The sequence below is a fragment of the Fischerella sp. JS2 genome (genome assembly GCF_032393985.1).
Taxonomy (GTDB): domain Bacteria; phylum Cyanobacteriota; class Cyanobacteriia; order Cyanobacteriales; family Nostocaceae; genus Fischerella.
In genome coordinates this window covers 6,498,270-6,522,964 of the sequence record NZ_CP135918.1, presented here as the reverse complement: position 1 = coordinate 6,522,964, position 24,695 = coordinate 6,498,270, and the positions used below count along the sequence as shown (strand labels likewise).

The following is a 24,695-nucleotide window of genomic DNA, read 5'->3' as shown; positions in this document are numbered from 1 at the left end:
CAAGAGACTAATGACAATTACAACACACAATTTAATTCGCCGACTTTTTGAGTAAAGCGAATGTTTTCCCGATAGTCTACAGGACAATCTATCACTGCTGGCACATCTTGAGCGAGGGCTTCTTTGAGGATGGGAACTAATTCGGTAGCGTCTTCTACACGATAGCCTTTTAATCCCATACTTTCTGCTAATTTGACAAAATCTGGGTTGCCAAAATGCACAAAGGATGACCTACCTTTACCAAATTGATTTTCTTGTTTCCACTCAATTAGACCATAGCCACCATCATTAAAAATTAAGGTGACGAACGCTGTACCAACACGCAAAGCAGTTTCTAATTCTTGGCAATTCATCATAAAGCCGCCATCGCCGGTTGCAGCCACAACTTTACGATTAGGATGAACAAGTTTAGCTGCAACTGCACCAGGGATAGCAATCCCCATTGCGGCAAAACCATTAGAAATAATGCAAGTATTGGGACTATAACAATGGTAATGACGGGCAATCCACATTTTATGTGCGCCAACATCAGAAATGACAATATCTTCTGGTCCCATTACCTGGCGCAAGTCATAAATGATTTTTTGGGGCTTAATCGGAAACCCGTCATCCTTGGCATACAGTTCATAATCAGCACGAATATTAGATCGTAAATTGATAGCGTAGGGATTGGGTTTACCCTGGCGATCTGCTACTTTTAAAATTTCATAGAGAGAATCAGAAATATCACCAACAACTTCCACGCTGGGAATGTAACTACTATCTATTTCTGCTGGAGTTGCGGCAATATGAACGATGGGAATTTGACCATCGGGATTCCATTTTTTCGGGGAAAATTCGATTAAATCATAGCCAATTGCTATGACTAAATCTGTGTTATCAAAGCCACAGGTAATAAAATCCCGTTGTTGCAATCCTACAGCCCACAATGCCAAAGGATGGGTGTAGGGAATCACTCCTTTACCCATAAATGTGTTGGCAACAGGGATATTTAATTGGGTGGCAAATTGAGTAACAGCGTCGCTGGCTTGGTCGCGAATTGCACCATTTCCGACTAAGATGATTGGATTAACTGCCTGAGAAATTATGGCTGCGGCTGACCGAAGACTAGCAAAAGAAGCAAAAGTTTTTTCTATATTATCCTTATGTAACGGTTTGCCTTCTACTGGCATAGCAGCTATATTTTCTGGTAAATCAATATGAACTGCACCTGGTTTTTCACTTTGCGCTACTTTGAATGCTTTGCGCACTACTTCTGGTGTAATACTAGGTCGCACAATCTGTTTATTCCATTTGGTTACTGGAGCAAACATAGCCACCAAATCTAAATATTGATGGGATTCGATGTGCATTCTATCTGTTCCGACTTGTCCGGTAATTGCCACTAGTGGCGCACCATCGAGGTTGGCATCAGCAACCCCTGTCATTAAGTTTGTAGCCCCTGGTCCTAAAGTGGAAAGACACACTCCTGCTTTTCCTGTCAGACGTCCGTAGACATCCGCCATGAATGCTGCACCTTGTTCATGACGAGTGGTAATAAATTGAATGGAGGAGTGTTTGATCGCTTCCAAAACGTGCAGGTTTTCTTCGCCAGGGAGTCCGAAAACATATTGCACCCCTTCATTTTCTAAGCACCTTACTAATAACTCTGCTGTATTCATTGAACTTCCTCACTAGCGAAAAGATTTAGGAGTAGATAGTGGTTAGTGGTTAGTGGATAGTAGTAAAGAAAACACTACTAACTACTAACTACTAACTACTAATAATTCCCAACTATTTAACCCACACTGTTTTAATGTTGACGAACTCATGTATACCTTGGATACCTAATTCCCTACCATACCCAGAACGTTTAATACCGCCAAATGGTATACGGGGATCGGATTTCACCATGCCGTTAATAAATACGGCACCTGCTTCAATTTCATTGATGAAACGCTGTTGTTCTTGGGAGTTGGTTGTCCAAGCACTTGCACCCAAACCAAAGGGTGTAGCGTTTGCTAGTTTAATTGCTTCATCAATATTAGGTACGCGGAATAGTAAAGCTACCGGCCCAAAAAATTCTTCTTTGGCGATCGCACTATCCGGTGAAAGATCGGTGATCATCGTTGGTGGAAAAAAGTTACCAGGACGATCACTCAAAGCCTGTCCCCCAATCAGAACTTTTGCCCCTGCTTGGACACAAGTTTGCACTTGTTGCTCCAGGTCTTGGAGAATATCAGGTGTGGCTAGTGGCCCAACATCGGTGTCTGGTTGCATAGGATCGCCTACTTTCAGCGCTTGGTATTTTTCTAGCAGTAGCTTTTGAAATTGATCTGCGATCGCTTCTTGGATAATAAAGCGTTTCGCAGCAATACAAGATTGCCCGTTATTGAGCATTCTTGCTGTAGTCGCAACTGCAACTGCTGCTTCCAAGTCAGCACTTTCTAACACAATAAATGGATCGCTGCCACCCAATTCTAGAACTGTTTTCTTAATTTGTTTACCAGATGCAACAGCAAGTGAGATGCCAGCTGGTTCACTGCCTGTTAAGGTTGCAGCTTTGATGCGCTCATCACTCATTAAATTCCCTACTTTCGCACCAGGTATTAACAAAGTTTGAAATACACCTGCGGGAAAACCAGCCTTGTGAATGATTTCCTCAATTGCTAAAGCACACTGCGGCACATTAGAAGCGTGTTTGAGTAAACCGACATTTCCTGCCATCAGTGCAGGTGCTGCAAATCGGAATACTTGCCAAAAGGGAAAATTCCACGGCATGACTGCGAGGATAATACCTAATGGCTGGTATTTTATAAAACTTTTTGTGGCATCGGTTTCCACGTAAGTATCAGCAAGGAATTGGGCGGCGTGTTCGGCGTAGTATCGACAAACCCAAGCACATTTTTCGACTTCAGCGATCGCACTTTTGTAGGTTTTGCCCATTTCTAGGGTCATCAACTTCCCCAAGTCTGCTTTTTCTTGCTCAAGCATGTCAGCAGCTTTGTCAAGCCAGCGCGATCGTTCCGAAAAACTTGTCTGGCGGTAATGCTCAAAAGCTTGTTGAGCCAAATCTAGTTTGGCGGCGATTTCAGCATCACTATGCGGTTCAAAGTTTTTGAGCAATTCCCCTGTCGCAGGGTTAATGGTGGCGATAGGCATAGCCAACCTCCCGTAAAAAATAATTTCAGAAAGTGCAAAAGTCACTTTTGCAAAAGGTCTATTCTAAATGCTTACCCGTGTTCTGACTGTTAGCTTCCATAAAGATTTTAGACTTTTCGGCAAGACTTGGTTGGCAAATGTTAATTTTTCGCAATCTAAATGCATAAAAAAATACAAGTACTTAAGTAATTCTATGTATTAGGTAATTGGTTAGTACAGACGTGATGTTCCTCGCGTCTCTACCCACTAACTATTAATGCAATTTCGTCTGATACACTTTTACTAAGCGATTGATGCCTTTAAACCGATAATCTCCCATTTCATGGAAGTACGCAGGTTGGGAAAGCATTGTGTAAGTGGCTTCACTGACGACACATTCACCGGGGGGACAAACTGCTTCCATACGCGCAGCTAAATTTATAGTCGCACCCAGAGCAGTGTAATCTACCCGTTGAGAACTGCCAACATCGCCAACCACAGCCTTACCACTGTTAATGGCAATGCGTAATTGCAGTGGTTCTTGCCAAAATTTACTAGTGTTGAGATGTTCCAGACGCGTGAGCATTTTTAGGGCTGCGGACACGGCGCGATCAGCATGATCTGATTGTGGTTCGGGAGCGCCAAAAAATGCCATGATGCAATCGCCAATATATTTATCTAGAGTGCCGCCGTAGGCAAACACTTCTTTTAACATCTCCTCAAATAATTTATTGAGCAATTCCGCAATTTCTCTAGCGGTGAACCGTTCGGATATGGCAGTAAAACCAACAATGTCCGCAAACAAAATGCTAATTTCACTTTCTCGGGGGGCTAAGCGTCCATCTGGTAATGCTCCCACTGCGATCAACTGCTGTACAACTGCTGGGGAGTGATAGCGTTCGAGTCTATGACGAATGACTTCTTCACTTTTGAGTTTTTCTGCTAATAACCAACGTTGGACACTGGAAGCGACAAGATTTGCTAAAGCGGAAAAAAAGCTGAGTTCTTCTTCACCTTCTTTTGCCCAATGGTAGGAAGAAAGATGAGCATCGGCATAAAGCACACCAACCACCTTATTTTCATCCCATAAAGGCACAGCCATCGCGCTGCGAATGTCTTTAACTAAAATACTGTGTTCGCCAGCAAAACGCTCATCATGCTGGGCATCAGCAGTTTGAATTGCAACTTTTTCTTCAAAGACTTTTTGACAGATACTACGACTGATCCAACTGCCATCGTTAGGTAAATGTTCGTGTTGACAGGTACTTCTAGTCGCAGAACTTAATATTTCTAATTTGCCACAACCACTGACATCAATTAATAATGCCAAACGATCTATACTACTTAAGTAACGAAAGACTACTTCTTGAACTTGAGAGAATATTTCTTCTATAGAAGTCGCAGCCGAGAGATTTTTGGCTATATCAACTAAGTCTTTCAGGCGAGCAATACTCTTATCTTTATTGCTGATATCACCATTGTCACTATCAGCTTGTATCCATTGCTGTTGCAATTGTTTAACGTTGTGAAAAATAGTTCTGTGTTCGGCTGTGTCAACCTGTTTAGGCATAACTGTTTCTACAGGTTCCGCCAACAGTACCAGCACACTCACATCTCCTAGCCAAATAATGTCACCGTGATGTACCTGTTGGGGAGAACTGACAAGGCGATCGTTCAATTGTGTACCATTTTTGCTGCCCATGTCCTCAATAGTCCACACATTAGCAGCTGTTTTGATCAAACGAGCGTGCCAACGGGAAACCCCCCCAAAGGGCAAGTACAAATCACACTCTGGCAATCGCCCGATGGTGAAGATATCTTGATTAACTGTTACTGTTCTTTCTGTATTTCCCTGTTGTAAACGCAGTTTGAGTTCAGTCATGGTTGTGATTCAAGAAGAAAGGCAGAGGACAGAAGGAACCAATTAAAGGGGGATTTAGATCCCCAGTAATTGTAGACCACCAAATTCAAAAGAGGCGCGGGGCATATGCCAGAGTTAAACCTTTATTCTTTATGGCACTCTCTAAGCCATTCCGACAACTAGCTGAAAAATAAGGTAGAGGGCAGAAGGCAGAAGAGGTAAGAATTTTCATGGCAAGGTTAGTGTACCAATGTTCATGATTAACTGCCTTGAAAATAATAGATGCGGTGATATGTCAAACTAGTTTGGAGAGTTTGTAGTAAGCACTTTATGCTTAGAAAGAATGCACAAGTATTTAATGTCGGTGGTGGGTGTTGTCAGGTTTTAGTAACAACCCGTGAAGGTGTAATTGCCGAAGCTTTAGGAGCCAGCTTGTATAATGTTCACTGATTTGCGATCGCACTTGTGCATCCCATCCGCAAAAGCAGGACAAGGCGTTTAAAAGCTGTGTCACAGGAAACAGCAATGGAGAAAGCTTAACTAGTATAGTATCTTTCATCGTTAACTACTCACTAAACTCTGATTTCGCCAGAATAAAAATCAAAAATACATATGTGGAGCTTACTGCATCACTAAAATGTAGTGACAAATTTTGAGTAGATGAACAAAAATGAGTAAAATTACGTCTTTAGTTAGACCATCTTCAGAATTATGATTAAGTAAAATAAATCGCTATGAAGAAACGTCAAACTATTCGTAACGCTCATTTATTAGGTCTGTTTAAAGATTACGGGCTTGTTGCTATAAGTGTATTAGTAGTACTGTTAGCGACACTTTATCCTTATAATTTTTCATTTCCAGATTCTTTTTCTTTAGAAGAAATAGTTAATAGTTTTAGTAATACTAGTTCTTTCCAAGACACAGTCAACAATATTTTATTGTTTCTACCTCTAGGGTTTTTTTGTACTAGTCTTTTGCAAAAATACAGGGCAAAATTAGGACTGGAAATTTTAATAGTTATATTAGCAAGTGCGAGTTTATCGACGATAGTTGAAATCTTGCAAGTATTTGTGCCTGGGAGAAGACCGACTCCAGAAGATATTATTAATAATTCTATTGGTGGTTTTGTTGGTTGGCTTTGCTTTAATTGGCTTCTTTCTCGCAGCTTTGCTTACATCTTGGCAAGGATTGAGAATAATAGCAGTAGACGGGTGAATCAAAGAATAGCTGCCTTTTGCCTTGGTTATATATTATTATCATCTCTGAATTTAGTATTTTGGCAAAGTACAACACATTTAAGTAATTGGAACTCCAACTATCCACTTATAATTGGCAATGAAGCAACAGGAGATAGACCTTGGCAAGGATATATCTCTAAAGTATATATAACTGATCAAGCCATTTCTGCTATTGAAGCCGCACAGATATTTACAGATAAAGATTACTTCAAAAATTATAGAGATTCTCTGTTAGCTGCTTACAAATTAGATACTGGTAGTAAATATTATTATCGAGATAAAAGTGGTAATTTACCTAGATTATTGTGGCGTGGGCAGCCTGTAGATACTCAGGAAAACAAAGGAGCTTTATTGAGTTCTAGTAACTGGCTAGAAACAGCAGACGCTGTGAAAAAATTAAATAAAAGAATATCTAATACTTCTGAGTTTACTATCAGTACAACTGTAGCTACTAGTGACATCAATCAAACTGGTCCAGCGCGAATTGTGTCAATTTCTCATGATCCTCTGCGTCGTAATTTTACTTTGGGACAGCAGGGAACAGCTTTAAACTTGCGATTAAGAACACCAATTACTGGAGAAAACGGTGGAGATGTTCAACTTAGCATTCCTAATATTTTTATAGACAAACAACCACATCATCTGATAATTACTTATTCTCGTCCAATTATTCAGGTATATGTAGACAATCTCCAAAATTATTATTCATTAAATTTGCTCGATCTCATTCCCATAGCCCATAAGGTATTTTACTATTCCTTAAATTTTATTCCTTTAGGTATTTACCTCGCCCTTCTTTCTCTCTTAGTAAAAAACAATCGCGTCATTCATAGATTATTAATATTTTTAGGTATATTATTACCTTCTTTGATGCTGGAAGCTTTTTTGGTCAGTACGTACAGTAAGGAAATTAGTTTGAGAAATATTTTGATTGGTATATTTTTTACGGCAACTACAGCCTTAATGCTGAAAACTCGGGCTAGGATTTTAGTAAAAAAAGTAGTTTGAGATTGAGGAATATTAACTCGATTCACTTTTGGTTTTGAAAGTAATTCCAATCAAAATATAATTGTTGCATAGAATATGGGCTAAATTTCATAGGGCGATCGCACGCATTCCCACGTCAACTCCTTTGCTTAATTAAAAATTAACATCCCCATAAATAAATAATGGTGCGTTAAACAAGGACGCCGTATTTCTCGCGCCTACTCGATGGAATACATTTTTCTTTCTTTTCCATAAATGAATTCTCTTTCTTGTATCCTTTTTAATTTTTCATTTTTAATTAGAGCGAAGCGACGGTCAAGGCACTTAGCGCTAGGTATAGGGGAAGACACCCGTAGATGCTTAGTCAAAACTCAGATATTTGATCTGTATACATAAATTTTGTAATCAATCCTGAAGAAACTACCCATGATTAGAAAAGTCTATTGTTGTTAATTTTGCATAACAGTTTAGCCATAGCATGATTGGCAAATTGCTAGATCGGCGTTATCAGGTGGTTCAGATACTAGGCCAAGGTGGATTCGGTCATACCTATATAGCCGAAGATACTCGTCGTCCTGGAAATCCCTCCTGTGTAGTCAAACACCTCCAACCAGCAACTAGTGATCCAGATTTTTTGGAAACAGCTAGACGCTTATTTAAAAGAGAAGCTGAAACCCTGGAAAAGCTGGGTAATCATGACCAAATTCCCCGACTGCTAGCTTACTTTGAAGAAGACGAAGAATTTTACCTGGTGCAAGAATTTGTCCCTGGTAATCCGCTATCTATAGAATTGCAACCGGGTGTACAGTGTAGTGAAAGCCAAGTTATTTATCTATTGCAAGACGTTTTACCCATTCTAGAATTTGTCCACAGTCATGAAGTAATCCATCAGGATCTCAAACCCCATAATTTAATTCGCCGTAGTTCTGACAATAAGTTGGTTTTAGTTGACTTTGGTGCAGTGAAACAAGTGAAGATGTATTCACTGATGACACCAGATCAGCTAAAGAATGAGACTATTCCGATTGGGACACCCGGCTACATGCCAAGTGAACAAGCACTAGGTAGACCGTATCCTAACAGTGATATTTATGCTTTGGGTATGATAGCTATTCAAGCTTTGACAGGCTTACATCCCAAACAGTTAGGTGAAGAGCCTGCAACTGGGGAGATAATATGGCAGCATCATGCCCAAGTTAGTGACGCCTTGGCAGCTGTTTTAACTAAGATGGTGCGTCAACATTACAAATACCGCTATCATTCAGCAACTGATGTACGACAAGCAGTAGCTGCGATTACCAGTCCCAACACACCAAGCGTTGTAGCCGCTGTCGTCAACCAGATATTAAAAGATTATTGGCAACAAGGCTATCTTTCTGCTACAAAAATGGTGCGATCGCTCCAAGAACTAGCAAAACCTTGTTACGTTCCCCCAGATAACACAACAGTTCGCTTATCCACAGGATCAACACCCACAATTCCACCAACAATACCACAAACACAGAATTTAGGAAAAACTGCTCGTCTCAATCCATTTGCGTCACGCAGCAATTTCCAGATTAAACGTCGTCAATTACCATTATTAATTTTTGGTACTGGTGCTGGGATCTTACTTACTTACGGTGTAATCACCACAAGTCGCCCACCCCAGCCTGCACCTGTAGTTGCAAAAAATCAAGTTAAACAAACAACCGATAAAAATCAAACCCCAGAAAAAGATAGTTGTATTGTAGTTGTTAGCCCATCTAATTTACGCTCTACATCCGGACGCAGGAGAACAGGAAAAGTTGTCAAAGCTGGAACCAAAGTTACAGTTACAGGCAAAGAACAAAATGGTTGGATAGAGATTAGTTCTCCTGAGTCTGGGTGGATTTGGAAGAGTCGGACAAGAAATATTTGTTCTAGGAAATAAATGCACACCCATAAACTATCTGTGTGCATCTGTGTGCATCTGTGGTTGATTTTCAAAATGATTAATTTGTGGGTGCAGCATTTGGTGAGTTATCTTTTCTACAAAACCAACAAATTATTATCCAAATGCTCACCCTATAGACACCCAATCATCAAAAACTTATTGTTGATTCATAGCAGTGGGAAATGCACCTGGTTGTACAGCTAAATTGACGGTTTGACCTTGACGACGCAATTCTATACGTAAATTGCCACCAATTTGGCTATTATCTACTGCTTTTTGGACACTGCTAGCATCTGTGACAGTTTTACCATTGAGTTTTTGAATCACATCACCAGCACGTATACCTGCTCTTGCAGCCGGTGAATTGGGCATAACTTTCACGACTAATACGCCCTTATCTTCACTTACACTCAAATTGCTGTTGGGATCTGAGTTAATATTATCTCTCAACTCTGGCGTCAACCCGATCATTTGAATACCCAAATAAGGATGTTGAGCTTTACCTGTGGTAATCAGTTGATCAGCGATGCGTTGGGCTGTGTTGATGGGAATGGCAAAACCGATTCCTTGCGCCCCCTGGATAATAGCTGTATTCATGCCAATGACTTGGCCACGATCATTTAATAAGGGGCCACCAGAGTTACCAGGGTTGATTGCTGCGTCTGTTTGAATATAGTCAACTCGTTTATCAGTAGCACCAATCAAATTGCCATTGCGTCCAGTAGCGCTGATAATACCTGTGGTAACAGTATTATCTAATCCCAAAGGATTACCGATCGCGATCGCTAATTGTCCTGGTTGCAATTGATCAGAATTGCCCATTGCCAAGGTAGGTAGGTTATTAGCTGCAATCTTGACAACTGCTACATCAGTCAACTCGTCTTTACCCAACACTTTACCGTCAAAGCTGCGTCCATCTGTGAGTGTGACTTTCACTGTATCCGCACCATCAACAACGTGAGCATTAGTGAGGATGCGACCATCACCACTAATGATAAAACCAGAACCAGTACCACGTTCTACTCGCTGTTGTGGTGAAGATGGTATTTGCCCCCCAAAAAAGCGACGGAAGAAGGGGTCATCAAATTCATCTGGTAACTGAGTTTTTACAGTTCTAGCAGAATCAATTCGCACTACCGCAGGGCCAACTTTTTGAACAACATTTGTGACAAAGTTGGGGTCTGTGGTTGTTGGTAATGGTGGAGCAGCATTAACTGGAGTTACTGCTAAATTAGATGCATTCTTAGACATCTGCTGATGGTTATTAGCTACGTAGCCACCAGCAAGAGTCATTCCAGAACCGAGTAACACTAGCGATAAATTCATAGCTGCCCTGCGCCAAGGTGCAATAGAATGGGGTTTGTCGCTAGATGAATTCCAGGAAATGTTGTTTGATAAATTTTTGCGATCGCGTGGTTCGTGTAACATTTTTTGTACAGAGTATCTTTAAACTTATATCCAATCTAGATACTCTTTATGAAGTTTTTGTTTCAAAAATATGGCACTGATGTGAAACTCGAACTAGAAAAAGGGAACTGACAATCATTTTCTTTGAGTTCGCCACCAAGCCAACCACCACAACAAGCCGATAGCCAGAAGACTCCAAAACAAAGATGATACTTGAGGATGAGGTGGATTTTTCCAAGATATGGGTGTAAAAGGTTAGTCAGTGCTGTTTCATAGTCAGTGAGAGCAATTCTATATTGCTGGCTTTGTCACCCAAGGGAAATTCGCTAATTCTATTGCTCAAAAGAACATTACGAAAGAAATTTACGTATAAATAACCAGATAAATAAACTAAATTAACTACTACTAATAACCCTTTTCCAACCCAAGATTGCAGCAATGGAAATATATAAAAAGTCGCTACTAATACTAATAATTTTTCCATCAAAGATACCACTCTGCCATGATACTTGGGATTCCAATAAGAGATAGGACTAATAAATCGGTAATTACTGAACGGAAAAAAGTGTCTGTGGGCATCTTTATTATGAACAGGCAAATCACCCAAAGCATGTAACAAAGCACTCATCCCAATAATTTCTACTTGCCACCAGCCAAAGTAATGGGCAATCAAAATACTAATTAGTGCCAAAGGTATGGAATGAAATGCATGAGTAAAATTTTGCCAAAAGGATTTAAAGTAGATTTCTGACCAAATTTGATACTCTGATTGCCGACGAATTACTTTTGCCCAAAAATACATAACAAACATCGGCATATCTGGTAAAACCGCACCACAAACAATTGCCAAAGTAGCCGTCGGCTGCTGGGGAGCAATCAGAATTGCTAGGTTGAGAATAGCATGACTGGGAGTGTTCATTTCGTAAAAGGGAACAGGGGACAGGGAACAGTTAACAGTTAACAGTTAACAATTGAATTTGATAACTGATAACTAATAACTCATAGCTGATAACTTGTTCAGCACGGTTGTTGGAAACCCTTACCATCTGTGTAATTGGCATAAATCATCTGGGAAACCTTCGGCGGTTGATCACCGATATGAAAAGCCCGCGCCTGTTCTTCTATTACCTTGTCTGCATTGGTGACTCGTGCAAATTGCCGCTTATGTTCAGCCCAAGATTCTACGATTGCTGTTTCAACAAACCTACCAGGCTGGGATAAATCATGATACAATCCCCATTGAATCGCACCATCACGCAGACGAATATTTCTGAGTATTTTCATGACCTTGGTGAATTCATCAGCCTTAGCTGGGTCAATGTGATACTCTAGGGTAATTAATACCGGGCCGTCGTTGGGACAGGGTTCAAAGGCGCGGGTAGGTTGCTCCCAGTGTAGTGATGACGCCAAATCCAATTTTTCAGCACAGCGCAGACGATAGCGGCTAGTCACCACCACAAATACAATTAATCCAATAGCAGCACCAGCAAGGGCAACTGAAATATTTGTGCGTTGGGCAACACTACCCCATAACAAGCTACCTAATGCCATACATCCCTGAAATACGAGCAATTGTACAGCTAGGGCGCGTGCCCGTACCCACGTAGGTACAGCAGTTTGTGCCGCTACATTCAAACTCACCATAACGCTGAGAGAAGAAATTCCCACCAGCATCATCACCCCACAAATTAAAGGCACGTTGCGGAGGTATGCCAGTGCTACCATCATCACTGCCATAAGCAAGGATGAACCAGCCACCAACTGATCGATAGAAAACCCCTGCCGCAACTTAGGTAAAATGAAAGCTCCCGCCAAGCCACCAATACCCCAAAAACCAAGTATAATCCCGTAGCCGAATGCATCTAGTTTTAATTCTTGTCTTCCCAATAATGGCAACAGAGCAAATAAGGCACTGGCAAAAAATATATACGCGGCTGTGCGGATTAATACTGTTTGCAAGGGAGGGGCATAGCGTACATAACGAACCCCCGCTTGCATTGCTCCCCAAAATCGTTCCGCAGGTAAGCCACTATTTTGTGGTGTACGTCGCCAGCTATAAATTACCCATATTACCCCTACAAACGAAAGAGCATTCAACAAAAATACGACTCCTGTCCCCGCAGCAGCAATAACTATCCCTGCCAAAGCTGGACCAATGGAACGGGAAAGATTAACTATTATGCCTGTGAGGGTGACAGCTTGCGGTAAATCCTCTTTGCTTACTAATTCCGGAGTCACTGCTTGCCAGACAGGCATATTCATTGAACTACCGACACTCAAGGCAAAAGTCAATCCTAAGAGTATCCAAGGACTAATGATTTGTGCCAGAGTCAATACTCCCAATAGCACCGCCACCACTAGCATGACACTCTGTGTCAATAACAACAGCTTCCGGCGGTCTACTACATCGGCGATCGCCCCGGCTGGTAATGCCAGCAAAAAAAAGGGCAGACTTGCTGCCGCTTGCATCAGCGCTACTAAAAGCGGTGAATTGGGAGCCAGAGTCGTCATTAACCAGGCTGCCGCCACATCATGCATCCAAGTACCAATAGTTGATACTGCTGATGCGATCCACAAAGCACGAAACACAGGTTGTCGCAGGGGACTCCACATGGATGCAGGTGCTGCTGGTGCGGTCATAATATTGAGATGGGGTGATGGGGGAATGGGGTGATGGGGAGAAATATTGATGCTTTTGTTGATAATAAGAAATAATAAGACGGAAAGCAACTTTTTAACAGTTATCAGTTATCAGTTATCAAATTCGATTGTTAACTGTACCCTATGGGAAGCCGAAGAAGGCGCGTCTACACTGTTCACTGTTCCCTGATTTAAGTATGCCTGCACCAACTGTTCATTTTCGGGAGGCTATTCCCCAAGAGGATTCTCTGATTGCTCAGCACTTTTATCAGATGTGGCTAGATAATAACGTTGTGCCTGAGTCGATTCATTCTAATTGGCTGGAGAACACTCTGGAATTTATTAAGCGTGCGCGTCAAGAATTACACTACAAGGCATTTGTAGCAGAGATTGATGGCAAGGTAGTTGGTTCTGCCAGTTGTCAGCTTTTTGCTGGTCTTTATCCGGTTTTCTTTACAGAGGATTACCGCAAATTTGGCTACATTTGGGGTGTTTATGTTGACTCACCTTACCGGAATCAAGGTATTGCCAAGCAACTCACGAATATGGCTATTGACTATCTTAAGGCGATCGCTTGTACGCGAGTCATTCTCCACGCCTCACCCTCCGGTAAACCAGTTTACGATCGTCTTGGTTTTGTACCCAGCAATGAAATGCGGTTAGATATTTAATTTAGTCAATTGTCATTAGTCATTAGTTTGTCTCCCCATCTCCCCATCTCCCCATCTCCTAGCGACTTTTCAAAATCGACTCTTGACTCATCAATGGTTGTGCTGAGCGCAGTATTACATCCAGCAATCCTGGAAACAATTGTTCTAAATCTTCGCGCCTGAGTGAATTTATGTGTTGTGTTCCCTCTTTGCGAGTCCAGACTACGCCAGACTCTCTTAAAATTTTAAAATGATTGGACATCGTAGACTTTGCGATCGCAAAATCAAAGTCAGCACAACATTGCTCTCCTTTGGTCGCTAATTGCCGCACAATCTCTAACCGCACAGGATCGCCTAAAGCATACAATACTCCTGCCAATGATATATTTTTTTGTTCTGGGTGAAACAGAAATCTCATACTTGCACAATCGCTTAAATTAGATTATATTTTATTTATTCGATTTTATCGAATAAACGAATTAAATAGGAGGGCAAGAATGTCATCCATTACTAATGTGACAGAAGCCACATTCAAACAAGAAGTCCTAGAAAGCGAGATGCCCGTATTAGTGGACTTTTGGGCACCTTGGTGTGGTCCTTGTCGCATGGTGGCTCCCGTGGTAGATGAAGTGGCTGCTGAGTACGCGGGGCAGGTGAAAGTGGTGAAACTGAATACAGATCAGAATCCCACCGTTGCCAGCCATTATGGGATTCGTAGCATTCCTACGCTCATGGTGTTTAAAGGCGGTCGCCAAGTCGATACGGTAGTGGGCGCCGTGCCAAAAACAACCCTAGCTAAAACTTTAGCACAGTATCTGTAATCTTGGGTTGATAGTAGGGTGGGCTATTTGCCCACCTCACCTTAGCTAATCTTAAAAAATAGAGGCAACTACAGGGAAAATCTTTTCTTGAAACCATCCGGGCAGAATGCATAGGACTAAAATACTTAGTAAAAATATTTCTTAAACTTCTAGCTTCTGCCCTCATCATAGCTGCCTTTCTTCGGTCAATTATTTAGCAGCGAAAGCACAACCGAATCGGAGGAAAATTTATGATAGAGCTTTACTATTGGACAACACCCAATGGTCACAAAATTACCATGTTCTTGGAGGAAGTCGAACTTCCTTACACAATTATTCCTGTAAACATTGGTGCAGGCGAGCAATTTAAACCAGAATTTCTCAAGATTTCACCCAACAATCGTATACCTGCGATTATTGACCGCGAACCTGTTGATGGTGGTGAGCCAATATCAGTGTTTGAGTCTGGGGCAATTCTGTTGTATCTAGCCGAAAAAACTGGGAAATTGATGCCAAATAATGTGCGCGATCGCGTCGAAGTCCTGCAATGGTTATTCTGGCAGATGGGAGGATTAGGGCCAATGGCTGGTCAAAATCACCACTTCAGCCAGTACGCACCAGAAAAAATTCCCTACGCTATCAACCGTTATGTAAATGAGACAGCAAGATTATACGCTGTGCTGAATAAACGGCTGAGCGATCGCTGTTTTGTTGCTGGTGAAAACTACTCAATTGCTGATATCGCCGCCTATCCCTGGATTGTTCCCTACGAACGTCAAGGGCAGAAATTAGAAGATTTTCCTCATCTCAAACGCTGGTTTGAAACAATTCAAGCACGTCCAGCTACAGTCCGCGCCTACGAAAAAGCAGAAGCATTTAAAAATCAGACACTTGACGTTGAAAAATCGCGGTCATTCTTATTTAATCAATCAGCACAGACAGTGCAACCTTGAGAAATGCAAGTTGCGAAAATTATTTTCTAGAAATCGACCACCGATGCACACAGATAAACACAGATAGATAAACACAGAGATATTTCATAGATTTACGCCTGAGAATAACCGAACTAATTTAGTGTGTAAATCTCTTCTTCTATCTCTGTGTCTCTCTTGCCTCTGCGGTTTATAAATGCTAATTTGCATTTGCCCAAAAATTTTGGAGCTAATTTCATGAACGCAGATATCAATTTATTCACCCCATACCAAATGGGCAACTTAGAACTGCCTAACCGGATCATCATGGCTCCCCTAACCCGGCAACGTGCAGGTGAGGGGAACGTACCCCATGAACTCAATGCAGAGTATTATGCTCAACGGGCATCCGCAGGACTAATTATTGCCGAAGCAACTCAGATTTCACCCCAAGGGCAAGGGTATCCTCATACACCAGGTATTCATTCGCCTGAACAAGTAGCAGGCTGGAAGTTGGTTACAAATGCAGTACATGAGCAGGGAGGCAGAATATTCTTGCAACTGTGGCATGTCGGACGCATTTCTCACCCCGATTTGCTGCCAGACGGAGCCTTACCTGTAGCGCCTTGTGCGATCACACCAAAAGGAGAAGCAGCAACCTATGAAGGGATGAAACCCTTCGTTACACCTCGTGCTTTAGAAACCTGGGAAATTCCAGAGATTGTAGAACAGTATCGCCAAGGTGCAGCAAATGCTCTTGCTGCTGGGTTTGACGGCGTAGAAATTCACGCAGCTAATGGTTATTTAATTGACCAATTTCTCCGGGATGGTACTAATCAACGTACGGACAAGTATGGTGGTTCTACAGAGAATCGTGTCAGACTGCTGCTAGAAGTGACACAAGCAATAACTAGTGTGTGGGATAGCCAACGGGTAGGAGTGCGTCTTTCTCCTAGTGGCACATTTAATGATATGCATGACTCTAACCCTCTAGAAACTTTTGGTTATGCAGCCCAAGCACTCAATCAATTTGATCTAGCATATTTGCATATCTATGAAGCGACAGAAGCAGATATCAGACACGGAGCGACAGTAGTACCTACTAGCCATCTCCGGCAAAAGTACCAAGGTACACTCATGGTCAATGGTGATTACACTTTAGACAGAGGTAATGCTGTCTTGGCAAAAGGAGAAGCTGATTTAGTAGCCTTTGGCAGATTGTTTATAGCTAATCCTGACTTACCCCGACGCTTTGTATTGAATGCACCACTGAATCAACCAAACCCATCTACATTTTACGGTGGTGGAAAGCAGGGATACACTGATTACCCAACGCTAGAAATGCAACAAGTACATTAATCCCCATAGACTACATTGGTGTCAATAAATCACGTATTCGTCAAATTTTGAGGGAAATTGCATGAATCCAATCACTCAAGAATTGAACTTACAAACTCAGCCTCTGGATGTACCAACAGCTATTCTTCAGCGTCGTTCCATCAAAACCTTTAAACCAGACCCCATCTCCCCAGAACAACTGAAACAATTGGTAGAGTTAACTGTTGCAGCACCCAGTAGCTACAATATTCAGGACTGGCGGATTATCTTAGTACAAGATAAAGCGCAAAAAACTGCTCTATCAGAAGCTGCTTGGAATCAAAAACAAGTTTTAGAAGCACCTGTAACTTTTGTATTTGCTGCTGATGCCAAGGGTGGTGAGAAAGACTTGACACCGATTTATGAACAAGGGTTACAAAGCGGTGCTTGGGCAGAAAACGTAGTGAACTACTTCAAAACAGCTATTCCCCAACATCAAACTAGTCTGGGAAACAAGCGGCGAGAATATGCTATCAAAGATGCAATGATTGCTGCAACTCACCTGGTATTAGCAGCAGAAAGTTTAGGTTTATCCACCTGCTTTATGAATGGTTGGATTGAGGATAAAGTGAAAGCAGTAATCGGTGCTACCGATGATCCAGATTTAGCGATCGCAGTTTTAGTACCTGTAGGATATGCAGCAGAACCACGTCTAAATCCCGGTCGTTTGCCATTTTCTTACAATATTTTTGTAGATAGAGTAGGCAATCCTTACCAAGTTTAGGGAATCTACAGTTAGCAAAGTTATACCATTTTGGATTTTAGATTTTGCGAAAAGTTTGTAGACACGAATTGGCTTCCCGTACGCCGTAAGGCGTTCCCGTAGGGTAGGGTGCTAGGGCTTGGGGCGTACTCTACCTTGAAGCCGAGAAAGCGGGCGTCTACAAAGCAGCGTCCCAAAGGAAACCTCAAAGCTTTTCAAGACGGATTGGGAAACTCCTTGTGCATAAGAGTTCTGTCAGTCTATCTATCTCATTATTTTTTTCAAATTGGTATTATCTATTGCTACACAAAATATTTTGTCTCGATAGTGAGGTGGACATTGTCCACCCTCCATAACTAAAAGTTCAATAGTCAAGAGTTAGTAGGTAATAGTTAGTAGTTAGTGGTTAGAAATCAGTGTAGACGCGTAGCGGCTTGCCGCAGGCTACAGTGAACAGTGATTAATATAAGTTGATAACTGATAACTGAACTACACCCCCCACCTCCCCACCCACCCATCCCTCTTCCTAATTTTGATGCAGAGGAATAGTAATCATAAATAGGGACATAGGCAACATACCTGCTAGCCTAATAAAGCACGTAGGTAAAAATCGGTTCAGCAAAATGAATGGCAAATTGATCGTATTTGAAGGGGTAGAAGGTTGCGGTAAAACAACTCAGATACAACTTTGTAGTAAGTGGTTGCAAAGTCTGAGTATCTCTGTCGCAGTGACTCGTGAACCAGGAGGAACTTCTTTAGGCTTGCATCTGAGGCGCTTATTACTGGAAAAGTCACCAGATCAGCTGATCGCTGATCGAACAGAATTATTGTTATATGCTGCTGACCGATCGCAACACGTAGAAGAAGAACTCAGACCAAATCTTGCAGCCGGGAAAATTATATTATGCGATCGCTATACTGACTCCACCATTGCTTATCAAGGTTATGGTCGCGGCTTAGATATGAGTTTAATTTATAAGCTCAACAGCATTGCCACCGATGGCTTAGAAAGTGATATTACCCTATGGCTTGATCTTGATGTTGAGGTCGGATTAACCCGCAAACGTAGAACAACCACAGCGTTGGATCGTATTGAACAAGAAGCAATTGCCTTTCATCGTCGCATCCAACAAGGATATGCAGAATTAGCTACAACCGAACCAAACAGAATTGTACGTATAGATGCTAGTGCTAGCGTAGAGATAGTACAAAAACAAATTCAAGACGTTTTGACTCAGAGACTTACATTGATTTAGAACGTTGTTTTGGATAATCGATATTAGTTACACCAATTTTACTAACTTTATCCAAGTTTAGTAATTTCAATTTTCTATGTATTCATACATAAATACTTATCATTAAGACTAACGCGCTGATGATCAGACAAACTGTAAAGGCAGAGATTTTAATGGTAAGTGATTAGCTAGACTTGATATAAACTTAAGTTTTCTAATGACAAATTATATTTGCTCAATGCTTTTTAGAGGGCATCAGGAGAGCTTCTAATCATGCTAATTTCAGTCAAGTTTATTTGTTGTAGTTACTGCTACAGGATAATTTAACAATACTTACTCTTCTACTAATCACATAGATAGATTCGTAGTTTTGTTTTTTTCGATAATCTTTGATTTTAGCTAGTTCATATAAAATCATAGTTTACATAGCACATTGACTATTTATGCACTAATTACAAGCAATTTTATGACTTTAAAAATCAAAAAACAAATTAGTTAACGAGATTTTATAAATACTAAAATCATAAATATTTGGACAGATTAATGATATCAGATGAATTCAATACACTCAATGGTTTACAGATACTTTTAGTGGAGGATGAACCTGATACAGCAGAATTGTTTGCTTTTGTACTGAAAGACGCTGGAGCAGGCGTAATAGTAGTAACAGCAATAAGTGAAGCACTCTTAGCACTCGAATATATGAAACCAAGTATCTTGATCAGCAGCATTAATTTACCAGATGGAAATGGTTGCTCATTAATACAGAAAGTTCGCTCCCGTGAGCAAGAATTCGGTGGATTTATTCCAGCTATTGCTGTAACAGGTTACTTGAGAGATGATGAAGATATCCTCGTAATCCATGCAGGTTTTCAGACGCATCTAACCAAACCTATTGATCCTGATAAATTAGTAAAAGTAGTTGCTAGTCTGTCTGAAAAAAAAGAATTACAATAATAAACTTGCTTACTCAGATCAAAATTAAGACAATGAAGCTTTGCAGCTATTTTTAAGAAAATTTATAACCAAGATGCATGAGTTTGAGTATCGTAGCGTGGATGGAAATTGAGGTAATGCTAAAATCTCGACAACTATTGGTTACACAAAAAGTCCTAGTTATGCATCCAGCATATGTAGCGGGAAAGATTGGAGTAGTTTGTGGTGAAGAATTACTGGCAAATGGTCGCCCAACAGGACGCTGGCTGATTCGAGTAGATTGTACTTCAGAGCATATTATAGTATCATTGCCCCGGAATGAATTTGAATTACTTAATCAAGATGTAGGGTAACTTTAGGTTGTATTTGGTCTAATTAAAAACTTGGACTTTCCCTTCTAATCTTTAATTCATTACTCAAAATCCTATCTTAAGAGGGAAGTTTTAATTTTACAGATACGTCAAAAATTAATTTGATAACTTTACAACTATATTATTTTTCACACACAGTATATGAAACGTTCAGCCTGCCTCATTTTTAATCCAGTTGCAGGTCAGGGCGACTCAGAGCAAGAGTTGGCACAAATTCGAGCTATCTTAGAGCCAGAAATCGACCTAGATATTCACTTCACAACAGAAGAAATCTGTGCCGATGAACTAGCACATGATGCAGTGCAAAGAGGAGTACATGCTATCATTGCTTCTGGAGGAGATGGTACTCTCTCGGCAGCAGCAGCGGCTGTAGTAGGTAGTGATATTCCGTTTGGTATCATTTCTCGTGGAACAGCAAACGCCTTTGCGACAGCTTTAGGCATACCAGACACAATTGAAGGTGCTTGCAAAACAATTTTGCAAGGTGGGACGCGGATTGTGGATACTGCCACTTGCAACGGTTATCCAATGGTACTGCTGACAGGTATTGGCTTTGAAGCAGAAACCGTAGAAAAAGCAGATCGGGAATCGAAAAATCGTTTTGGTTTTTTGGCTTATATTATAGCTGGATTTAAACAATTAAGTGAATTACAGTCATTTGATGTAAAAATTGAAACTGAAGATAAAGTAATTTCAACGTGTGCGGCAGCAGTAACAGTAGCAAATGCTGCACCTGCTACATCTGTTTTAGCCCAAGGGCCAGCAGGACTGATTATAGATGACGGATTACTGGATTTAACTATAGTAGCTCCGGCTAATAGAGCAGCTGCGATCGCAGCTACATTTCATTTATTTCAGACAGCTTCTGCGGGTAGTCCAGCAGAAAGAAATGACATTGGTTATCTACGAGCTAAAAAATTTAAAATTACAACCGACCCACCTCAAAAAGTTGTTGTTGATGGTGAAGTTTTAGGGAAAACTCCAGTAGAAATTGAGTGCATACCAGCAAGTCTAAAAGTTTTTGTACCCCTAGCGGAAGAGGAACTTCCTCCTCCAGAAAAGTTAAACGGATTACCTAACTTAAACATTCAGGTCAAAGAAACCAATGAAAGTCTTGATTCCTAAATATTTAAGTATAAAAAATAACTAATTATCAAAAACCTTGGCTGATAGCATTAAGTCATTTTAAAGATGACTCAATTTAAGGATGAGTCTACTTAAGAAGAATAGGAGTTTGGTCACTTAACTTTGAAGGACTCCTATTTCATTTTTCTGGTAGATTTTGAGGTGCGATCGCGCAATCCTCGACCAACTAAATTGTTCTACAAAAGCACAGCCAGCTTCAACTATAGAACTACGTTGATTGGGATTGTTGAGCAACTGACAGAGTGCATCTGTCAAAGCATCTACATGACGAGGGGGTACAAGCTGTACTCTCATTCCACTGGGTAAAGGTATATTATGCTGTGTGCCAATAACTGGTAAACCATGAGCTAACAAAGTTAACAGTGAACCACTTTTCATAGTAAGTCCGTGATTGAAAGGCAAAACCCCAATATCAGCGCCAGCAAGATATTCTGAGGCAGTTTCAGCATCTAGATAGCCAGTAAAGTAGACTTTGTTGCCTAAATTCAATTCCCTTGCCAAAGCGTGAAGTTTATCCCAATAGCGTTTTGCTTCTTCTCCTCGCAAAGCTAAACTTTCCACACCGCCAACAAGTAATAGTCTTGCTTGTGGGGAAGTCGTCAGCACTTTTTGAAATGCGTTTAAGAGAGTTTCTAATCCTTTGACTGGGTGGAGAAAACCAAAAAAGACAATGACAATTGTATTTAATTCCCAGTTACAAATTTTACGCAAATTCTCCCGTGCTGTAGTTTGTTCAACGGGTGTAAATTCCACATTTGCAGCAATAGGTATACTAAAAATACGTTGCTGAAACTGCGGCAAGCGTTGGTGAAGGACTTTTTCGGCTTCAGCGTTAGTTGTAATAATTGCATTGCTCAAAGTTAGTAAAAACCCATCTTCTCTATCCCACCAACCGCGACTTTGTCCCCACATTTTTAACCATTCCAAAAACTGTGGTGGTAAATACTTCGGTTGCCACTCCCACCAGCCATACTCATGCACAGTTGTGACAATTGGTTTGTTATAGCCTGTCGCTTTTAGAAGTAGTGGTAACAAAAAGATGGCACGATCAAATCCATAGGTTCCAGCAGCGTGTTGGATATGCAAAATATCAGCATTAGTTAAATGTAGTGCTCGTACTAAAGACATCAAATCGGTAAAACGCCAATCTTCTACAACACCTCTAACACTGGAGTCCTTTGCCTCTGTAGCAGCTGCATAAGTAGTGAGGACAACAGATTGAATATCTTCTTGTTTGAGAACCTCTCGTAAACGTGCAGTGTAGTGAGCAACACCACAATGTTGAGGCTTGTAAGTACCAGTAATAATAGCAATACGAGTCATCTTTTATTGAGCAATGCCTAAAATATAAGGTAATATTTGTAATCTCTAAATTTATTCACACCAGAGTATGAAGATTTTCCCTACTCTTTTGTTTTTAAAAGAGATTGATGCGTCGGGGAAATCATTCATGCGTATTCATCATCTAAATTGCGGTTGTATGTGTCCGATTGGCGGGGCGCTCTTCGATGGCTTTAGTCGCGGTCTAACAGCCTGCCTTGTTTGTCACTGCCTGCTCGTTGAGACAAATCAGGGGCTCGTTCTCATTGATATCGGTTTTGGAGAACGCGATGTCAAAGCACCATCGTCACGACTCAGTCCGTTCTTCATGAATTTGAATCGCATCAAGTTTGAACAAAAATACACGGCGCTTGCTCAGATTAAGCAGCTTGGCTTTGACAAAAGTGATGTCCGCCATATAGTACTTACTCACCTTGATTTCGATCATGCTGGTGGATTGGAGGATTTTCCAGAGGCAACCGTGCATGTGATGCAGACTGAATTTGAGGCAGCACAGAAACGGCGTGGCTTCATCTCATCGCAACGTTATCGTCCAGGTCAATGGGATGAAGTTAAACAATGGAAGTATTATTCGCCAGGGGGAGAGCCTTGGTTCGATTTCGAGGCAGTGCGTGATCTCGAGGGACTGCCACCTGAGATTCTCCTGATTCCGCTTGCTGGTCATACGCGCGGTCATGCTGGCATTGCCATTGAGACACCCCAAGGTTGGCTGCTACATGCAGGCGATGCCTACTTTTATCGGCATGAAATGAACACCTCCAAACCACGCTGTACTCCAGGTCTGCGTGCTTACCAATCGTTGATGGAAGTAGATCGCAAGGCTCGGCTCTACAATCAAGAACGGTTACGTGGGTTATCGCTCTCACACAATAGTGATGTGCGCCTGTTTTGCAGTCATGATGCGATCGAATTTAAGACGTTTGCTGAGCAAAACAAATCATAACCAATTGCTAAGTCTTAAGTACTTCTAACAAACCCAAGCCAACAGTGACTACTTCCTCTGGTGGAATATCTAAACATTCCAAGTTGTAAGGACAGGTAAAGGCGTAGCATGGACTACAGTGAGTTGGACGACGCAGTAAACGAGAATAACCGTTACGTGGTTGCCACTGTGACTCAAGTTCAGTGCCGGCGAACATTACTACAGTAGGTGCGCGGGTAGCATCAGCTATATGCATTGTGGAAGTGTTGTTAGTTAGCACTAGCTTGGCGTTGGTAATTAGTGCTGCGAGTTGAGGTAGAGTTGTTTTGCCGATGAGATCAATAGCATAGTCACCCAACATCGCCAATAAAGATGCGCTTTTGTCGCGGTCTTGTTCTACACCCGTCACAACTACAGGCATTTGTGTAGATTCTGCTAGCTGACGGGCAGCGATCGCAAATCTCTGGGAATCATAATTGCGTGATTGGCAGCTTGTCCAAGGGTTAAGTAAGAGATACGGAGGAAATAGGGTATTGTAATTTTTATTACTTCCCAATAATAAACTTAAGGCTTCTTTTTGGGCAATTTCTGGAATTTGAATACAAAGACTGCGATCACTTACTTCAAAACCACCAGCCTCTATTAATCGTAAATTTCTCTCAACTTGATGAATTTCATCTAGTGCGGCTGGAACTTCCAGTGTCAATACACCATTACCTAATTCCTTAGACTCTCCCCATCGCAAAGGTATACCAGCTAAATAACATAAAAAAGCGGCTGGGTGAGGACTCTGACTAAAACTGGTAAAAATAATTGCCGCATCAAACTTGCCAGCTTGTAAAGTCTTCACTAATTCCCACTCTCGTTCTGGGTTAAAATCTAACTTCCCCAAATCTTGCCATAGTACTCGCCACGATAAAACTTCATCTACCCAAGGCAACAACGTCGCCGCCTGCGCCCCACCTGGACTTGCCATCAACGTCAAACGGCAATAAGGCAAATTTTCCTTAATTGCCCGTAACGCCGGGCTAGTCATAATCACATCGCCAATATTATCAAGGCGCATTACTAAGATATTGTGCATATTGGTTGGTTGTTGGTTGGTGGTGGTTAGTGGTTGGTGGTCATTTGTCAT

General features: G+C 41.3%; 21 protein-coding genes. 12 read left to right on the top strand and 9 right to left on the bottom strand.

Annotated elements, in window-relative coordinates:
- Window positions 1–17: 17 nt before the first annotated feature.
- The 3 genes from RS893_RS28000 to RS893_RS27990 form a co-directional block, all read right to left on the bottom strand.
- Window positions 18–1,661 (bottom strand): acetolactate synthase large subunit, encoded by a 1,644-nt coding sequence (locus RS893_RS28000; protein WP_315788848.1) that lies wholly within the window; start codon window positions 1,659–1,661, stop codon window positions 18–20.
- A gap of 112 nt (window positions 1,662–1,773) precedes the next feature.
- Window positions 1,774–3,141, bottom strand: a complete 1,368-nt coding sequence (locus RS893_RS27995; protein WP_315788847.1) for an NAD-dependent succinate-semialdehyde dehydrogenase — start codon at window positions 3,139–3,141, stop codon at window positions 1,774–1,776.
- A 253-nt stretch (window positions 3,142–3,394) separates the two neighbouring features.
- Window positions 3,395–5,002 (bottom strand): adenylate/guanylate cyclase domain-containing protein, encoded by a 1,608-nt coding sequence (locus tag RS893_RS27990; RefSeq protein ID WP_315788846.1) that lies wholly within the window; start codon window positions 5,000–5,002, stop codon window positions 3,395–3,397.
- Between the two features lie 713 nt (window positions 5,003–5,715).
- Between RS893_RS27990 and RS893_RS27985 the strand changes: the two genes are divergently transcribed.
- Together RS893_RS27985 and RS893_RS27980 are read left to right on the top strand one after the other, a co-directional pair.
- Window positions 5,716–7,227: a VanZ family protein gene (locus RS893_RS27985; protein WP_315788845.1), complete on the top strand. Its 1,512-nt coding sequence runs from the start codon at window positions 5,716–5,718 to the stop codon at window positions 7,225–7,227.
- A 457-nt stretch (window positions 7,228–7,684) separates the two neighbouring features.
- Window positions 7,685–9,118 (top strand): serine/threonine protein kinase, encoded by a 1,434-nt coding sequence (locus RS893_RS27980; protein ID WP_315788844.1) that lies wholly within the window; start codon window positions 7,685–7,687, stop codon window positions 9,116–9,118.
- A 159-nt stretch (window positions 9,119–9,277) separates the two neighbouring features.
- Here the strand turns inward: RS893_RS27980 and RS893_RS27975 are convergent, their stop codons facing one another.
- From RS893_RS27975 to RS893_RS27965, 3 genes are all read right to left on the bottom strand, one after another.
- The gene (locus RS893_RS27975; RefSeq protein ID WP_315788843.1) at window positions 9,278–10,549 is read right to left on the bottom strand and encodes an HhoA/HhoB/HtrA family serine endopeptidase; all 1,272 of its coding nucleotides are present in this window, start codon (window positions 10,547–10,549) and stop codon (window positions 9,278–9,280) included.
- A gap of 238 nt (window positions 10,550–10,787) precedes the next feature.
- Window positions 10,788–11,447 carry a hypothetical protein gene (locus RS893_RS27970; RefSeq protein WP_315788842.1) on the bottom strand — a complete coding sequence of 220 codons (660 nt, stop codon included), beginning with the start codon at window positions 11,445–11,447 and terminating at the stop codon, window positions 10,788–10,790.
- Between the two features lie 98 nt (window positions 11,448–11,545).
- Complete coding sequence (locus RS893_RS27965) at window positions 11,546–13,258, bottom strand: MFS transporter (RefSeq protein ID WP_315788841.1); 1,713 nt, start codon at window positions 13,256–13,258, stop codon at window positions 11,546–11,548.
- Between the two features lie 107 nt (window positions 13,259–13,365).
- Here RS893_RS27965 and RS893_RS27960 point away from each other — a divergent pair, with 107 nt between their 5' ends.
- A complete protein-coding gene (locus tag RS893_RS27960) occupies window positions 13,366–13,839 on the top strand; it encodes a GNAT family N-acetyltransferase (RefSeq protein WP_315788840.1) in 474 nt (157 codons plus the stop codon).
- Between the two features lie 58 nt (window positions 13,840–13,897).
- Here RS893_RS27960 and RS893_RS27955 read toward each other — a convergent pair whose 3' ends face one another.
- Window positions 13,898–14,236, bottom strand: a complete 339-nt coding sequence (locus RS893_RS27955) for a metalloregulator ArsR/SmtB family transcription factor (RefSeq protein ID WP_315788839.1) — start codon at window positions 14,234–14,236, stop codon at window positions 13,898–13,900.
- 79 nt (window positions 14,237–14,315) lie between these two features.
- On the opposite strand from RS893_RS27955, the gene trxA reads away from it, so the two are divergent.
- From trxA to RS893_RS27915, 8 genes are all read left to right on the top strand, one after another.
- Window positions 14,316–14,639 (top strand): thioredoxin, encoded by a 324-nt coding sequence (gene trxA, locus RS893_RS27950; RefSeq protein WP_315788838.1) that lies wholly within the window; start codon window positions 14,316–14,318, stop codon window positions 14,637–14,639.
- A gap of 230 nt (window positions 14,640–14,869) precedes the next feature.
- Window positions 14,870–15,571, top strand: coding sequence for a glutathione binding-like protein (locus tag RS893_RS27945; protein WP_315788837.1), 702 nt, complete (start codon window positions 14,870–14,872; stop codon window positions 15,569–15,571).
- Window positions 15,572–15,787: 216 nt separating this feature from the next.
- Entirely contained in the window at window positions 15,788–16,888 is a 1,101-nt protein-coding gene (locus RS893_RS27940; RefSeq protein ID WP_315788836.1) for an alkene reductase, read from the top strand.
- A 61-nt stretch (window positions 16,889–16,949) separates the two neighbouring features.
- Entirely contained in the window at window positions 16,950–17,630 is a 681-nt protein-coding gene (locus RS893_RS27935; RefSeq protein ID WP_315788835.1) for a nitroreductase family protein, read from the top strand.
- Window positions 17,631–18,232: 602 nt separating this feature from the next.
- Complete coding sequence (tmk, locus tag RS893_RS27930) at window positions 18,233–18,865, top strand: dTMP kinase (RefSeq protein WP_315788834.1); 633 nt, start codon at window positions 18,233–18,235, stop codon at window positions 18,863–18,865.
- 522 nt (window positions 18,866–19,387) lie between these two features.
- On the top strand, window positions 19,388–19,801 hold the full coding sequence (locus tag RS893_RS27925) for a response regulator (RefSeq protein WP_315788833.1): 414 nt from the start codon (window positions 19,388–19,390) through the stop codon (window positions 19,799–19,801).
- Between the two features lie 116 nt (window positions 19,802–19,917).
- Window positions 19,918–20,133, top strand: coding sequence for a hypothetical protein (locus RS893_RS27920; protein ID WP_315792121.1), 216 nt, complete (start codon window positions 19,918–19,920; stop codon window positions 20,131–20,133).
- A 141-nt stretch (window positions 20,134–20,274) separates the two neighbouring features.
- Window positions 20,275–21,276 (top strand): YegS/Rv2252/BmrU family lipid kinase, encoded by a 1,002-nt coding sequence (locus tag RS893_RS27915; protein ID WP_315792120.1) that lies wholly within the window; start codon window positions 20,275–20,277, stop codon window positions 21,274–21,276.
- Window positions 21,277–21,393: 117 nt separating this feature from the next.
- Here RS893_RS27915 and RS893_RS27910 read toward each other — a convergent pair whose 3' ends face one another.
- Window positions 21,394–22,620 carry a glycosyltransferase gene (locus RS893_RS27910; RefSeq protein WP_315788832.1) on the bottom strand — a complete coding sequence of 409 codons (1,227 nt, stop codon included), beginning with the start codon at window positions 22,618–22,620 and terminating at the stop codon, window positions 21,394–21,396.
- A 67-nt stretch (window positions 22,621–22,687) separates the two neighbouring features.
- Here RS893_RS27910 and RS893_RS27905 point away from each other — a divergent pair, with 67 nt between their 5' ends.
- Entirely contained in the window at window positions 22,688–23,581 is an 894-nt protein-coding gene (locus RS893_RS27905) for an MBL fold metallo-hydrolase (protein WP_315788831.1), read from the top strand.
- A gap of 7 nt (window positions 23,582–23,588) precedes the next feature.
- On the opposite strand, the gene RS893_RS27900 is transcribed toward RS893_RS27905, so the two are convergent.
- Complete coding sequence (locus tag RS893_RS27900) at window positions 23,589–24,695, bottom strand: glycosyltransferase family 9 protein (RefSeq protein WP_315788830.1); 1,107 nt, start codon at window positions 24,693–24,695, stop codon at window positions 23,589–23,591.

Bases quoted from the DNA above. Each gene is read 5' to 3' on its own strand.
- RS893_RS28000 (WP_315788848.1), bottom strand. From the start codon at position 1,661: ATGAATACAGCAGAGTTATTAGTAAGGTGCTTAGAAAATGAAGGGGTG.
- RS893_RS27995 (WP_315788847.1), bottom strand. From the start codon at position 3,141: ATGCCTATCGCCACCATTAACCCTGCGACAGGGGAATTGCTCAAAAAC.
- RS893_RS27990 (WP_315788846.1), bottom strand. From the start codon at position 5,002: ATGACTGAACTCAAACTGCGTTTACAACAGGGAAATACAGAAAGAACA.
- RS893_RS27985 (WP_315788845.1), top strand. From the start codon at position 5,716: ATGAAGAAACGTCAAACTATTCGTAACGCTCATTTATTAGGTCTGTTT.
- RS893_RS27980 (WP_315788844.1), top strand. From the start codon at position 7,685: ATGATTGGCAAATTGCTAGATCGGCGTTATCAGGTGGTTCAGATACTA.
- RS893_RS27975 (WP_315788843.1), bottom strand. From the start codon at position 10,549: ATGTTACACGAACCACGCGATCGCAAAAATTTATCAAACAACATTTCC.
- RS893_RS27970 (WP_315788842.1), bottom strand. From the start codon at position 11,447: ATGAACACTCCCAGTCATGCTATTCTCAACCTAGCAATTCTGATTGCT.
- RS893_RS27960 (WP_315788840.1), top strand. From the start codon at position 13,366: ATGCCTGCACCAACTGTTCATTTTCGGGAGGCTATTCCCCAAGAGGAT.
- RS893_RS27955 (WP_315788839.1), bottom strand. From the start codon at position 14,236: ATGAGATTTCTGTTTCACCCAGAACAAAAAAATATATCATTGGCAGGA.
- trxA (WP_315788838.1), top strand. From the start codon at position 14,316: ATGTCATCCATTACTAATGTGACAGAAGCCACATTCAAACAAGAAGTC.
- RS893_RS27945 (WP_315788837.1), top strand. From the start codon at position 14,870: ATGATAGAGCTTTACTATTGGACAACACCCAATGGTCACAAAATTACC.
- RS893_RS27940 (WP_315788836.1), top strand. From the start codon at position 15,788: ATGAACGCAGATATCAATTTATTCACCCCATACCAAATGGGCAACTTA.
- RS893_RS27935 (WP_315788835.1), top strand. From the start codon at position 16,950: ATGAATCCAATCACTCAAGAATTGAACTTACAAACTCAGCCTCTGGAT.
- tmk (WP_315788834.1), top strand. From the start codon at position 18,233: ATGAATGGCAAATTGATCGTATTTGAAGGGGTAGAAGGTTGCGGTAAA.
- RS893_RS27925 (WP_315788833.1), top strand. From the start codon at position 19,388: ATGATATCAGATGAATTCAATACACTCAATGGTTTACAGATACTTTTA.
- RS893_RS27920 (WP_315792121.1), top strand. From the start codon at position 19,918: ATGCTAAAATCTCGACAACTATTGGTTACACAAAAAGTCCTAGTTATG.
- RS893_RS27910 (WP_315788832.1), bottom strand. From the start codon at position 22,620: ATGACTCGTATTGCTATTATTACTGGTACTTACAAGCCTCAACATTGT.
- RS893_RS27905 (WP_315788831.1), top strand. From the start codon at position 22,688: ATGAAGATTTTCCCTACTCTTTTGTTTTTAAAAGAGATTGATGCGTCG.
- RS893_RS27900 (WP_315788830.1), bottom strand. From the start codon at position 24,695: ATGACAAATGACCACCAACCACTAACCACCACCAACCAACAACCAACC.